Origin of the sequence: Amycolatopsis saalfeldensis (assembly GCF_900110575.1) — a bacterium.
Lineage (GTDB): Bacteria > Actinomycetota > Actinomycetes > Mycobacteriales > Pseudonocardiaceae > Amycolatopsis > Amycolatopsis saalfeldensis.
The window spans coordinates 1-13666 of the sequence record NZ_FOEF01000012.1; the positions used below are offsets into that span (position 1 = coordinate 1).

The 13666-nt window shown below is 60.6% G+C and carries 16 protein-coding genes; 1 reads left to right on the forward strand and 15 read right to left on the reverse strand.

Annotated elements, in window-relative coordinates; genetic code table 11:
* The 3 genes from BMY97_RS25195 to BMY97_RS25210 form a co-directional block, all read right to left on the reverse strand.
* On the reverse strand, positions 1–267 hold a 267-nt coding region (locus BMY97_RS25195; RefSeq protein WP_143086282.1), incomplete at its 3' end, for a transposase.
* A gap of 64 nt (positions 268–331) precedes the next feature.
* Positions 332–736 carry a tyrosine-type recombinase/integrase gene (locus BMY97_RS25200; protein ID WP_143086283.1) on the reverse strand — a complete coding sequence of 135 codons (405 nt, stop codon included), beginning with the start codon at positions 734–736 and terminating at the stop codon, positions 332–334.
* A 589-nt stretch (positions 737–1325) separates the two neighbouring features.
* On the reverse strand, positions 1326–2174 hold the full coding sequence (locus BMY97_RS25210; RefSeq protein WP_177231536.1) for a pentapeptide repeat-containing protein: 849 nt from the start codon (positions 2172–2174) through the stop codon (positions 1326–1328).
* Positions 2175–2385: 211 nt separating this feature from the next.
* On the opposite strand from BMY97_RS25210, the gene BMY97_RS25215 reads away from it, so the two are divergent.
* Positions 2386–2892 carry an NUDIX hydrolase gene (locus BMY97_RS25215; protein WP_177231558.1) on the forward strand — a complete coding sequence of 169 codons (507 nt, stop codon included), beginning with the start codon at positions 2386–2388 and terminating at the stop codon, positions 2890–2892.
* A gap of 365 nt (positions 2893–3257) precedes the next feature.
* On the opposite strand, the gene BMY97_RS25220 is transcribed toward BMY97_RS25215, so the two are convergent.
* The 12 genes from BMY97_RS25220 to BMY97_RS46160 all read right to left on the reverse strand — a co-directional run bounded on the left by BMY97_RS25220 (position 3258) and on the right by BMY97_RS46160 (position 13665).
* Positions 3258–3452, reverse strand: a complete 195-nt coding sequence (locus tag BMY97_RS25220) for a hypothetical protein (RefSeq protein WP_245787484.1) — start codon at positions 3450–3452, stop codon at positions 3258–3260.
* Positions 3453–3555: 103 nt separating this feature from the next.
* The gene (locus tag BMY97_RS25225; RefSeq protein ID WP_143086303.1) at positions 3556–4638 is read right to left on the reverse strand and encodes an IS110 family RNA-guided transposase; all 1083 of its coding nucleotides are present in this window, start codon (positions 4636–4638) and stop codon (positions 3556–3558) included.
* 221 nt (positions 4639–4859) lie between these two features.
* Positions 4860–5705, reverse strand: a complete 846-nt coding sequence (locus tag BMY97_RS25230) for an IS630 family transposase (RefSeq protein WP_218156867.1) — start codon at positions 5703–5705, stop codon at positions 4860–4862.
* 94 nt (positions 5706–5799) lie between these two features.
* Positions 5800–7041, reverse strand: a complete 1242-nt coding sequence (locus BMY97_RS25235) for an MFS transporter (protein ID WP_091620646.1) — start codon at positions 7039–7041, stop codon at positions 5800–5802.
* Positions 7035–7874 (reverse strand): hypothetical protein, encoded by an 840-nt coding sequence (locus tag BMY97_RS46150; RefSeq protein ID WP_143086284.1) that lies wholly within the window; start codon positions 7872–7874, stop codon positions 7035–7037. Before BMY97_RS46150 ends, BMY97_RS25235 begins: the two co-directional genes overlap by 7 nt.
* 749 nt (positions 7875–8623) lie before the next feature.
* Positions 8624–8884, reverse strand: a complete 261-nt coding sequence (locus BMY97_RS25240; protein ID WP_143086285.1) for a PqqD family protein — start codon at positions 8882–8884, stop codon at positions 8624–8626.
* A 386-nt stretch (positions 8885–9270) separates the two neighbouring features.
* On the reverse strand, positions 9271–10224 hold the full coding sequence (locus BMY97_RS25250) for a DUF2797 domain-containing protein (protein WP_091620654.1): 954 nt from the start codon (positions 10222–10224) through the stop codon (positions 9271–9273).
* On the reverse strand, positions 10197–10565 hold the full coding sequence (gene queD, locus BMY97_RS25255; RefSeq protein WP_091620657.1) for a 6-carboxytetrahydropterin synthase QueD: 369 nt from the start codon (positions 10563–10565) through the stop codon (positions 10197–10199). Before queD ends, BMY97_RS25250 begins: the two co-directional genes overlap by 28 nt.
* On the reverse strand, positions 10562–11212 hold the full coding sequence (gene queE / locus BMY97_RS25260; RefSeq protein ID WP_091620660.1) for a 7-carboxy-7-deazaguanine synthase: 651 nt from the start codon (positions 11210–11212) through the stop codon (positions 10562–10564). The genes queD and queE overlap by 4 nt, the downstream gene beginning before the upstream one ends.
* Entirely contained in the window at positions 11212–11898 is a 687-nt protein-coding gene (locus BMY97_RS25265; RefSeq protein WP_091620664.1) for a dTMP kinase, read from the reverse strand. The genes queE and BMY97_RS25265 overlap by 1 nt, the downstream gene beginning before the upstream one ends.
* Entirely contained in the window at positions 11895–12599 is a 705-nt protein-coding gene (locus tag BMY97_RS46155; protein ID WP_143086286.1) for an HIT family protein, read from the reverse strand. The genes BMY97_RS25265 and BMY97_RS46155 overlap by 4 nt, the downstream gene beginning before the upstream one ends.
* A complete protein-coding gene (locus BMY97_RS46160) occupies positions 12586–13665 on the reverse strand; it encodes a hypothetical protein (protein ID WP_143086287.1) in 1080 nt (359 codons plus the stop codon). Before BMY97_RS46160 ends, BMY97_RS46155 begins: the two co-directional genes overlap by 14 nt.
* Position 13666 lies beyond the last annotated feature (1 nt).

The window sequence follows — 13666 nt, forward strand, 5'->3', positions numbered from 1 at the left end:
CAGAAAGGCGTTGTCCTTCTCCAGCTCGCCGACCTGCCGGCGCAACCGTTGCAGCTCGGCCCGCTCGGCCGCCTCCAGAGGCTTGTCGCCGTGGACCTCGGCGGCGGTGATCCGGCGTCGTTCGTCTTTGACCCAGACGCTGAGCATGCCCGCGTCGATGCCCAGCTCGCGGGCGACCTCGGTGATCGTGCGGCCGGAATCGATCACCCTGTGGGCAGCCTCGACCTTGTACTCGGCCGTGTAGGACCGGCGCTTGCGAGGAGGCATGGGGACATCCTTTCAGCAGGACAGCTGGTCCTGCTAACTCGGTGTCCACTACCCGGGGTGAACCTCACTGCACCCGCGCGACCGTCAACGACCGCAACGGCACGCTCGCCAGATAAGGCTTGAGGTAGTCACGGACGTGCTGGCTATAAAGCCGCCGAGTCGAGAAGCTCAGGTTCTGGCGCATCTCCAACCAGATATCCAGCCACTGCCCCACCGTCACCACCGCCGTCGCCGGATCGATGTCGTTGCCCAGCAGGTACCCCCGCGCCTGCTCCGCCGCGGCACGCGACGCGAACCCGCCACGCCGCACGCGGTGCCGCTGCCCATCGCGGCCCACCGGCAGCTCCAGCGAGAAGTACCACGAACCGTGACCGCGTTCGTCCAGCCGCGGGCAGCGGACACCGAGCCGGTTCCCATCAACCGCATCCTTGCAGCTGCAACGCTTGTACACGCCACCCTGTCGAACCATCGCAACCTCCTTAACGACCACTAATGGCGCATGGTCCGCTCACCGGCTACGCCGTCGCAACCTCGTCAACCGGGCTGCTCAACGCCGTCCTGGGCGCTCCTTCGTCGGTGACCGGTAACCACACCGAGCTCCCCGGCGGCAGCTCGAGGCGGAGAACCCGCCCTGCACCCCGGACAGCCACACCCCTGCCGCGCCCGGCCTCCGTGCAGGTCGACGGGCGGCTCCGCGCGCGCTGGCCGGTCCCTGACCGCGCAGTCAACCAGGGCGTGCAGGGCAACAGTGACAAGCGCCCGCGGCGAGGCCCCGGCGAGCGGCGCGACCTGTTCGACCCGCCCGATCGACGGCATGGCAGCGACCAGAGCGTCGTACGTGAATACTCGTTCACCTCAACGCGACGAGAAAGCGATGCCAAAACATCCCACCTGTGACGTTGGGACGCGAAGCGCAATGCCCGTGCGCAGGCTCGTGGCAGTTCTGGGGTATTCCTGAACCGTTCGAGCTCGAGTTGCCGCCAAGCCGATCCTGTGCAGCGCTCATCCACAGCTGGGCACGTGGGCGTTGCCGCGCAAATGCCGCCCCAATGGGTCCATCACGTCCGCGTAGGCCCGAGGCGCTCAGGGACTCCATGTGCGAATTCGGTGTCGGTAAGGGAGACTTCGCTGTTGAGGTGTACGTCGTCGAACTTGGCGTACCCGGCAAAGCTGGCACCATCGAACCTGGCGTGCCCTGCGAAGCTCGCACCGCCGAAGAAAGCGGCCCCAGTGAAGCTCGCCCCTTCGAACCCCGCGCGCCAAGAGAAGCCCGCTCTGGTGAATAGAGCGTCTCCAGCGAAGAATGCGTGCTCGAACATAGCGGCCCCGGCGAAGCTCGCATCGACGAACCTGGCCTCCCCGGCAAAGCTCGCTTCTTCGAACACGGCGTCCTCTGCGAAGTCCGCTCCGTGGAACTCGACGTCCCTGCCGAAGCTCGTACCGAAGAACCTGGCGTTCCCGGCGAAGCTCGCGCCGTTGAAGCTGGCCGTTCTGAGTTGGGTGTCGCTGACGTCGAAGTTGATGAGAGTCGCGCCCGTGAGGTCTAGGTCGATGTCGGCCCAGAATGTGTCGTCGGGGTGCTGGGGGTGCGCACCAGGCCGCAGGTGCCTGGTGAGAATACGTTGGGCGGTGAGGCGGACTTCGCGCTCCTGTAGTGCATCGGCAGCCGATGTCGCCAGCCGTACCGATGAGTTTGCCGTCCAGGTCCTCCCGGTCTGTCGTCGGCTGCCTCGGACGGTGAGTAGCGGGCGGCGCACGCCAAGTCGGCGGACCTGCCCGGATGCGGCTGGCGAGTAGGGGCTGCGCAGATAGGCGCAGATGACGTCGACGACTGTTTGTCGTTGGGGAGGGTTGCCTTGGGCGACGCGTTCGAGTGCATACAGGGCGCCGTGCCGGACTGCAGTCAAGATCGGCGCAGAGCGCCGTATAGGCCCCACTCCTGGCTACAGGTCAGCTGTCCCCTTCAGGCGATCCGGGGGCGTCGATCGCTCAGATGGGTTATCTTTCCTTGGGTGCCCCGATTTTCGATGAAGCTGGCACCGGCAGGTCGATTGCCGGTCTCGGGGGGCGCTGGCGCGACTCCGGCGTCGGCCATAGGGTGGCACGGTGATTGACCAGATGACCTTGGACGCGGCGATCGCGGATGCGTCGCGGGCTGCGCTGGAGTTCGATGACGCTCGCGGGTGGCTGGAACGTGCCAGGCTGAAGCCGTTGGAGCCGTTTGCGGCGGAGGTCTGGGCTACGGACCCGTCATATACCCAAATCCTGCTCGTCCGACATCGCGCACGCGGATGGGTTCCTCCCGGCGGCACAGTGGAGTCAGGCGAGACACCTCGATCGGCCGCTACTCGCGAACTATTGGAGGAGTCAGGCGTCTCGGGCGAATTGTTGCAGACGCCAGCTGCCGTCACAGTCCGCTCCTACCGCGCCGATTGGTCACCGACGCTAGGCCTCACTTACGTTGCTGTCATCGGCCGCGACGAGCCACTAAGTGGTGAAAGTGGGCAGCCGCCAAGGTGGTTCAATCTTGCCGAAGAGTGGGACAGTGCGTTCCCCGAAGATCGTAGCCGCATCCGCGCATACTTGCACCGACTGGCCGCGGAACACGCAGTGGGAACCCGTTGACCGGTCACTCCCGACGACCTGCGGGTTAGATGGTGAACGAGACACAGGATGTGCCTGCTCTGACCGCGTAAGCCTTTGAACACGCCTTTCTTGCTCGTGGTCGAGGTCAGAAGTGGATCAGGCCTCAAGCTGCGCTGGCCTGCGGCAAACCAGCGGACGCGTCGGCTATGGCATCAACACGGTTCCGGACCGGAACCATGGACGGCTCCACCTTCCTCACCGATTGCAGATCTCCGAATCTCAGCTGACCTCAGGCGCCACCGTCGTCGGTCACGCGCCATCGGACCGGCGGCCACGTCTCTGGTGGCAGTCCTGGCGACCTCCCTGAAGCACTCAGTGTTCCCAGCCAGTCGCCTAGTGCCGCATCAAGCAACGTTGGGTAGGTAATCCGGGCGGCGGATCTTCGAGTTGACTGCGAAGTGGCGTTTCGGGTGGCAATGGCGGTTGCGCCAGCGGAGGTAGCCGGCGATCGCTGTCTCTTGGGCTGCGTGGCTGGGATAGTCGCTGCCATCGAGGGTGAAGTAGCGGACCGCGGTGAACTCGCACTCGATCCAGTTCAACCACGACGCGTTGGTGGGCGTGTAAACCAGCTCGATACCGTTGGCCGCGCACCAGGCCCTGACCTCGGCTTTGCCGTGGGGGCCGTAGATGCCCCTATGGATGTCAAGCGGCGGCGGGTTGTGATTGCGTGCTCGGCGTGGATGCGGGACTGGTGATCAAGTGGTAGATCTCCCGTGCGATGTAGCGTTTGAGGCAGCGGATGGCCTCGCGACGGGTCTTGCCTTCGGCGGTGCGTCGGTCGAGGTAGTCGCGGCTGCGCTGGTCCCAGCGCAGGCGGGAGAGCGTGATGCGGTAGAGCGCGGCGTTGGCCTGGCGGTCGCCACCGCGGTTGAGTCGGCGTCGGTGTGTCTTGCCCGAGGATGCCTGCACGGGGCTGACGCCGCAGAGGGCCGCGAAGGACGCCTCGCTGTGCAGGCGGTCTGGATTGTCCCCGGCTGTGACGAGCAGGGCGGCCGCGCTGTCGGGGCCAATTCCGGGACGTTCCAGCAGTGCCGGAGTATGCGCGGCAACAGCATCGGTGATCCGGTGTTCCAGATCGCGGATCTCGCCGGTCAGCTCACGAATCCGGTGGGCCAGCAGCCGAAGCGTGTAGACCGCGGCGCTGGTGACGTCGTTGGGTGTGGTGGGCGGCAGTTCCGCGCAGCGCCGGAAGAGTATGGGGTTGCTCAGACCTGTCAATGTCTCGCGTAGCGCTGGGTCGGCGGCGATGAGTACGGCCTTGAGTTGATTGATCGTCTGCGTCCGGGCCTTGATAGCGGATGCCTTGGCCAGCTTGAATATTCGGAGCATTTCCACCGGCCCGTCACCAGTCTTCATGCTGCCGGTTGCCCGGCCGGACAGGACGGCGCGAGCGGCCGCTTCCGCGTCGATAGCGTCGGTCTTGCCGCGTCGGCGGCGTGTGGCCTTGTCCGGCTGATTGACCTCGATCACCTGCACGCCTCTGGTGCGCAAGTGCCGAGCCAGCGCCGCGCCGTAGGAGCCAGTGCACTCCACCCCTGCCCGCTGCAGCGGACCGAACGCACGTGCCCACGTCAGCAACTGTTCGTAGCCGGCCCGGGTCGCGGTAAACGCGCAGCTGCCCAGCAGGGCACCCAGGGTTGTGATCACCGCCGCGACATGCAGATCCTTATGTGTATCCACGCCGAGAACGACCTCACCTGCGAGGGCGTCATCTGGGCTGGGCAAGGCGGTGTGGAGCACGCTGGGCACAGTCGTCTGTCTCCTGACCTGACTCGGGAACGGATGGCCGTCGCCGGGCCGGTCGAGGCGGTCAGAACTGTGATGGTGCCCTGTTCACGGCAAGGCCCCTATCGGGACACGCCCCGCCGGTCCGGCGGCAGCAAGCACCGTCCCAGGCTGGAGCCGACAGATCTACGGAAAGGCACCACGGCCGGTTGTCGCACGGGTCAGGCCACAGCCCGGGACGGCACCTGATCATCATCACAGTTGTCACAGACCAGGTAGAGCTTCCCGGCCGGGAAGCGGCGGCGCAGCTGTTTGCAGAAGTCGAGGAACTGCGGCCAGCGCTTGCGGTCGCGGAGCCGGTAGAACATCTGCCCGGTGGCCAGGTCGAGCGCGGCGAACATCTGCCGGACCCCGTGGGTGCGGGTGTAGGTGGCGCGCTGCCGGGCCGGCCGGCCGCGGGGAAACCAGCCACGGCCGGGTCTGGGTTGCAGGTTCAGCGGCCCGAACTCGTCGGCACAGATCACTCGTCCGTCCGCGGGCGGGTGGTCGTAGAGGTCGAGGATGCGGGTCTTCTTGGCCACGAAGTCCGGGTCCCTGCTGGCTTTCCAGGTCTTCGTCGCCTGCCAGGACACGCCCTCCTTACGCAGGATCTGCCGGATGGTCTCGGTGCTCGCCCTGATCCAGGCGTGGTCGGCGAGGTAGTCGACCAGCTTGGTCAGGCTCCAGGTCGTGAACGGGAGTCCCAGCTCGGCGGGTTTGCAGGCGGCGATGCGGCAGATCTGATCACGGGCGGCCGGCCCGAACTTAGCTGGTCGGCCGCCGCTCCATTTTGGGGACAACGCCGCGAACCCGGAGGTGTTGAACGCGTGGATCACCTCCCGCACATACCCCTCGGTTGCGGCGAACATCGCTGCGATCTCCGGTGCGGACCGGCCCTGCGCCGAGGCCAGCACGATCCCGGACCGCCGCAGCCGCACCCGGTCCCGGGCGGACCGCGTGATCTTGACCAGCCGCTGGGCCTCCTCCGGCTCCAACGACCGCGCGAACACCTCCGGCTGATGCGCCACCAGCCTCACCTCCAACGGCCAGCCTCGCGATCACCGGCCCGGATGTCCACGCGACACGATGACAGCGTCAACGTTTCTTGATGAAGCACTAGGCTCAATGGTGCGCGGCATCCAGCAGCCGTCTGCCAAGTAGCACCGACACTGCGACCAGCAGCTCGCCGACACCTATCGCTGCGACCACGGGTCGCACCCCTACGTCAGCGGCGGCGAACCCAGCTACCGCGATCCCCAGGGGCCCGGCCGCCTGCCCCGTGGCGCGGATGAATGCTGACGCCTGGGCCAGCATCGCTCGCGGTACTACAATCTGTTGCACCGTGATCGAACCGACGACGTACACAGTCAGGCCGAACCCGATGGCGAAGTCAAACAGACACGCGATTAGCACGGTGGCAATCGAATTGCCTCGCAGAACCGTGTAGCAACATTGGGCAACACCGTACAAAATCAGAGCGGTCGCCATCAGAGTAGAGCGGCGCACTCGGCGATCAAGTGAACCTACAAGCAGAGATCCAGCAACACCGCCCGCTGCGCCGCAAGCCATAACGATCCCGTACTCGGCAGATGTAAATCCTGTGACCTGAGTCAAGAGAATTACCATCACCGAGAGTGAACCTGCGGCGAAGAAATTGAAAACTGAACTTGTTATTGTAAGCACCTGCAAAGGACGAGAGCTCCGTACAAGCTGCGCACCAGCCCTAACGTTAGCTTTCCACGTTCTCGGCGCATCGCGACGGATGTTTTCACGAAGCGACGAAACCTTAGAGATTGTGAGCGCAGAGACAACGTAGCTGAGTGCGTCGGAAATGAACACAACAGCCGCCCCGAATAGCTGCAGCACGATACCGCCTGCGGCAGTCCCGGCAGTTTCCCCCAAGGTTGTACAAAGCTGAATCCGCCCATTGGCTGATGCTAGCTTATCTCGGCCCACCATGACCTCGATACTGGCATAGAGAACAGCACCGAAAACGGCATCACCGAAACCGAGCACCGCCGCGAGCAGCACCAGCATCTGGATCGTGCCGATTCCGGACGCCGCGAGCAGCGCGACCATAACGAGGACTGATACTCGTAGCCAGTCAGCTGCAACCATGGCAGTCCGCGCGTTCATTCGCGAGGCAATCATGCCGACGTATAGTGGAGCAAGGAGACTCGGAATCAAGCCTGCTACAGCAATTCCCGCCACCTGTAATGAACTCGCCCCGAAGGCAACCACTGCATAAAGTGGGAGAGCGACATGAGTGAACGAGGTTCCGGCGACTGACATGAGCCGACCCAGCCAGAACAGATTTCCTGGCCCGGCCGAGCCTGAGGCAGGCAAAGGATCAGCGGTCACCATGTACCCTTCACGCCACTCCGCCCGCTTTTCTCACTCTGGGCTGATAACAACAGATCCTGCGCTCGATACAATCGAGCCCGAGCCCGAGACAGCAGTGCCGTCGGCGAACTATCGGGATCAGTCTCCCATTGCAGGTAGTCGTCCATCAGGCCGGGGATCCCGCTACGTTCAATCTTGCGAACTCGCCACTTAGACTTCGGATTCGTCTCACCTGCTGCGACGAGTAGGGCATCAACCGCAGCCTGCCACGCAGTTCGCGAAGCGAGCAGGGCAGTGCCGTGGTCGCCCGCATCAAGAGCTCCTACCGCGTCCTCAACAGCCGCTGCGGCCTCTGCTTCTGCACGGGAAAGCAAATGCCACGACAGATTCTCCCACGGGAACCCGTTGCGCAGTTGCGTGAACCGCTCAGCGCCGGCGATCGGAACTCCAATACGCATGCTGTGGAGCAGTTGCAGAATATCTGTCTCCAGATAAAAATCGACTAGCCTACCCGAGTCCGTGCGTAGTTTGGTGGCGATGCCCTCGATCTGTGCAACTTGACGGATCTCAACATCAGTACGGCGCCCGCCAAGGCTGGATACCAAGACATCGAAGTCGCCTGCGCTTACCCACTCATCGTGGACAGTGCAGGCGAGGTCAGACTCATTAAGCGGATCGCCACTCAATACGATAACATCGATGTCTGAAGTAGAATTACCCAGGCCATCAATCAGGGATCCTCCTACAAAGGCTATCGGCTCAGTGGCCGACTGCGGTAATCGGGAACGCAGTTCATTGATAGTTCCATCGGCGGTGAATAATTCCGGAATCGCGCCAGGAGGTCCAAATTTCATGATGTCACCCGCTCTTTATTTGGCCGAAGAAAAGGCCTGATTGCTGCCGGTAAGTTGATCAACGTGTGCCCAACCATGACTGCAACTAGTCCTCCAAAGCTGAGTACAAGCCACGCAAACCAGGCACCCATACACCACCATGTCAAAACCTCTCGTACTCCTCTTCCGGTGTGCCCATCCGACCGCGCAATAATATGTTCCAAAACAAATATTCCACCGGAAGCAACGCAAATTCCGAAAGTTGCTAAGAAGTGAAACTCTGCCGCGGGCCTTCCAATTGCCCCTACTAAAACCGCAATAACTGCATGCCTGTGCAAATACTCCTGCGATATACCAGACAGGCCGAAAAAAGCACACTCCCCGATCTTACTTGCCATAGACTGAGGTTCCATTAGTGCAGCAATTCTCCGATCGAACGATAGTCGGAGTTTTCGCCAACTCAACGCGTGAAACACCAGGGCCGGAATCGTCGCCAACAACAAGGGTGTCAGACTAGTGCTGTCGTAGACTCCTACCGATGGCAAGGGTGCAAAATATGGAAGATGCTTGAATACTCGACGGATTATTGGATTTTTAAGATAAGGCCAGAGCTCTACAAAATTCGCGACGCACACACCGCAGAGAGTCAGTCCGACCGCAATACCAGCATTCTTCGCGACGAGGGCAGAAATCAATGCCGCGAGCGCTGCGAGAACGAGCAGGTGATTCCGACGTAAGCTCATAACGGGAACCTTTGCGTGAAACAAAAGTCAGTTATTCGTAGATTTCACGAGGCCTGAATTGATCAGGTCATTCACGAACTCCTCCACGTCCACGGCGGCCGTTTCCGGCGCCACATCAAACCTCCTCCCGATTTCTTCCGCAATGTCTGCAACGCTGCGCGACCCATCGCAGAGCTGCCAAATTTCCAACTCGACGGGTCCCAACTCGAAGGCATCGCTGCCTAGAACAACAAAACAGCTAGACCCCCTCATTGCGGTACGCGCCAGCAATGACCTCATGATCTTCATCAGATACTCCTCTATGTCGATTGAGCAGATGGACCCCACCGGGCCGCAGAAAGAAAACTCCTCCACGGCACGATGGGGCCTCGTCAAATCAGATAGTGGGGCTAATAGGGGCCTTGACTACGTCGATTCGACGAAGCACTGGCTTACGGTACTTACGCATTTCCCATCCTCCTCTCGCTGTCAATCCCTACGACGGTAAACCCCGTCGCAAGTTTGCAGGGCAGATCGAGGCGGCCTACGCGGAGCCTGCGGGCCACCGCCTGCATCCGATTGCCGCACTGCCAGAAATACTCCGAATCCCCGTCGACAATGAACTTCACCTCGATCCGCATGTTTTCTGACTGTCTGGAACCTGGCGGCGTCGATGTGCGTCGCTAAGTCGCCGATCAGAAGAGCGTCTGACGCACGTCCACCTCTTCAGGCCGATCGAGCAGGGGACGCCCCCGCAGCGCGCCGACGTCAATGCATCGCGCCGGCTTCCCTGCCACTGGACGAGAAATCACGAGCGAACCAGCCAGGCCTGCGACGCGGCCGCTAAATTGACCAGTAGCAAGCTGCACGGGCGTCTCGTCGAACGCGGCTGCGGTTGACGCGGGCACACTCCAGGGGCGAGGCGGATTGATGTGTACCGCACCGGCAGCTTCGACTGTCCGCTGCAGTAACGCCGCAGAGTTGTCGAGCAGTTCGGCGAGAATCTTTCTGCTGGCATTCGGCTTAACGGACTCACGAAGGCCGGCAATCTTCCGAGCCGTGCGAACCACTTTAGGAAGGCTCAGTGCGGAGGCCAATTCCGCCTCGGCGCGCCGCACTACGAATCCGTCCGATGCCTCGGCCACGTAAGCGGCAGCAACCGGGCCCTGTTCATCAAGCCTCGCGGGAACTCGCTCGGCAGCGACGGTGCCGACCTTTGTCGTGCCACCGGGGAACGTTGCGATGTAGAGTAGATGTGGCTGGCTCAAATACCTCTGTACATGGTGAGATATATCCTTGCTTAGCTCGGTAGCGAGATGTACTGAGCGAAAACCTTCCCGGCGGGCGCACTGCTCGCACTGCCCGGTCCGCGCCGGGCGCCAGGCATCGCATGTGACGTGCAAGTCCGGTTTCGAAACGTCGTACCAGCCACAGCAGACGCGAGCAGAGGCGCGCGCCACATTCGGGACTACGTCAGCTGTAACCAGTTGAGATTGGGCAAGACTTGCCTTGCCAACCCGTAGCCGCGGTTCGCGACTGTGCCACTCAACGCCAAGCAGCAGCCATCGCTCCTCGGTCTGCAAATCACCCGAGAAAAGGTCTGATAATGCGGCCAAGGTGGTCACAGACTGTATCCGGTAAGCGTACATCCACTGGTATCCGTCTCGTACACCTCCACCGCCGAGAGCAATCGCAAATCGGGATATACGAAATCCCAGATCCACATTGCTAACCGCTCGCACGTCGGGTTCTCCAGGCCATCAACATCATTTAAGCAACGATGGTCAAGTGCTTCATCTACCGGCTTGAATGCTGCAGATACCTCAGCGAAGTCGACGACCCAACCCAGTTCTTGATCGACTTCTCCCCGAACCCGTAAAACCACTCGGTAAGAATGTCCGTGAAGCCTCGAACACTGATGTCCGGACGGCACCTTCGGTAGCCAGTGTGCTGCTTGAAACGTAAATTCCTTATGAATTTCGACGCTCATGATATGCCAACAATCTTGTGTGTTTGCAAGCTTAACCGCCATTGTGGGTGCTTCAGACAGTAACGGAGCACGCCGGGAATATGGTCAATATCATCAGTATCAAGAGGTTGCAGACTAAAGATTCCGAAATCTAAGTGTGCAAAGTCTGCGGGATGGTTATCAGACTGGGGGTATACAAGCTTCAGCTCATCACCTGAGGTGAGCTGTAGTTGCGTACGAGCTTTGGGGCTCACGCATATCCAGTCTAGTCCCAAAGGTGGAACAATAGTCCCGTTTGTCTCGACTGCCACGTAAAACCCTCTAGCCTTCAGCGCCTTGATTAGCGCCTCGTCTACCTGAAGTAGTGGCTCCCCACCAGTGAGCACTACCATTCGCTCGCGGTGATGCCGAGGGTTCTTGTCGTTGGGCCATTTTCTCGCGACCGCATCGGCGAGTTCGCTAGCCGTTTCAAACTGGCCGCCCCCCGGGCCGTCCTGACCAACGAAGTCGGTGTCGCAGAAGGTGCAGACCGCGCGCGCGCGGTCTTCCTCACGACCGGTCCACAAATTACATAGGGAGAATCTGCAGAATACCGCCGGTCGTCCTGCATGCGCACCCTCCCCCTGCAACGTATAGAATACTTCCTTGACCAGGTATCGCCGCCCCATCAAGCACCTCCTGCAATCGAGCAGATTCGGCGGACCCGTTCCAGTGCGACTTCAAGAACGGATGCAGAATCCAGATTATCAACCTCGATGCGGTGCCAGCCATCATTCGCTCCACAAAGGGAACGAAGCTCACGTCGGACGGCAGATTGGTAATCGACAAATTTTCCCGTGAAGCCCGATTCGAGCGGCGTAAATCGCGTACGTCGAGTATGTGCAACGGCGGGTTCAAGGTCGAGCAAAAGACCAGTGTCCGGAGGTTGAAGGGTCTCGAAAACCGAATCGATGGCAACATTACCGAGCAGACCGTCGGCTCTAAATCTGGCCCATATCTTGAAGTGCGAGTTATCGACGACAATATTAATACCGGCCGCGAGCCCCGGCTTTATGACGCATTCTTCGAGTAGATGATACCAAGCACCGAGCGCATACAGCCAGTGAAAATCACCCCAGCGTGTCGGTGCGCCGTTGTCTGGGGTATACACAATCTTGTTAACCGCTCGAAGCCGCGCGGCGACTACGGGGTCAAGTGCGTCGACTGACTTCTTGTCTACCAGGAGAACCGGGACCCGATCAGCCAGCTGTTCGACGAGTGTTCGCACAAGCGTGGACTTGCCGGCACCGTCGATGCCATCGACGACGATCAACTTGCCAGGACTAGCCGGTGTGCACCTATCGTTGGTCGTCATGCCGTCTCAAACTCTGCGTGTTTGCCCAGCATCCGGGCAAGTCTCTCCTCTTGGGGGAACACTAGCCAGTCCCAGTCGCCGCTATCGGCGCCCAGCCAGGTACACATCGCCCTTCGGAAGAACTGGGAGGGTGCGCCCGTTGCCTCAGCGATTAGCGCACCTTGTCCATCATCCAGGGCCAGGTATGACGTACGGCGATCGTGCACCAAGTTCGCAGCGTCCTCTAGCCAGTCCTCAGTGCTAGCGAACTTCACCAACCCCTCTACCAAATCGACCAGTCCAGCAGATGGGCGGGGAGTCGCTACTAAGTGCAGGTGAGCATGATCTTGACACGAGCCGCCACGATTGCGGAAATCGAAGCTGCCGTGTTCGAACACGACGACGTTGTCGCCGCTTACTGTGCGTAGCTTACGCGTTGCCTCCTTGATGGCGGTACGCGCGTTTGCGCGCTCCTGCGGGCTTAAATACGCAAAAGACAGCAGATGGCGTTTTGGCAAGAGCAAGACGTACCAGTCGGCGAGAGCTCCGAGGCACGGCACTATAGCAAAGTCATCATTCTCCCATAATACGTAGTCTGTGCGACCAGTGGCCAAGCCTCGGTCGACAAATGCCGAACTGTTTCCGGCCAATTCGTCACAGAATGTACAGATCTTGCTGTGGTCATCGGGCGTAGCCGGAGCGGTCACCTCAGCGGGGCGCATCGTTCGACTCCTTAATTGCAGGAAGGTTGTTGTAGATCTCGCCACTTATCTGATCGAGCAACAGGTCGCGACGGAATCGAACGTTTCCGTCCCGCTCGTTGGACAAGTCTGCCGGATAATTTCGAGCCAGATTGTTCGAAATTATATGATGGTAGCCGAACGGGATGCCACATGTCCGAGCGGCAAGACCCATGTGTCCAATCTCCGGATCGACGAATTGCCGATCAATGTGTTCTTCGAGCCAAGTTCGGGTCTCTAACAAAACAGAGGGAGACGTAACGTGAACTCCCCTTCGAGCACCATTCCCTGCTCCGAAGTAGTTCCGCCAATGGACCAGTTTACCGTCGACTAGACTGCTGTCACCGGTGGCTAACAGCGTATTTGGCTCCCACGCGGGGTTGAGCGCGCCAACCTTGCCGACGTAGACCACCGCAGACGCACCTAGCTGATAGACACGCTCGACGACGCGGCCAGCGACATCACCCCAAATACTATGCTCGAACCCGAGGTGGCAAACGCTACGCCCAGCTACATGACGAACCTTCCAGGAGTAGCCGTCGCCCGCTTGCCAGCCGCTGACACCGGCGATTCGATCGAGTCCCCATCCGACTACGACCACCGTGCCCGGTTCAATTTCGGGAGTGCATCGACTTAGCTCAAGCCGAGCTGCATCAGCCTCAGGGAGTTCCACCATTACACGAGTATTGATACGATTTGTCATTTCCAAGTACGTCGCCAAGATTAGCCCGTAATGATAGACATAATCGCGCCCCGGGTAGCAATTTACTACGAGCTCATTCCCATGCCGTACCGCGGTTGGCCTTTGCCAATTGAACAACTTGTCGCGCTTCTCGTATCGAGAAGATTCAGCCGTTGGAAGATGTCGACCAACCACGCGTAAACACTTCCAGTCTCGTTCCGAGACAAGATGGTGCACCTTGATTTCAAGGTACCGAGCCAACCGCTCGCGACTCATTGTGTGATCACGCCAATCTGCTGGCGCTACCTCTTGTGGGGCAAGATCACGGTAATCGACAGTTGGATACGAATCTCCGGGCGCGTCCATT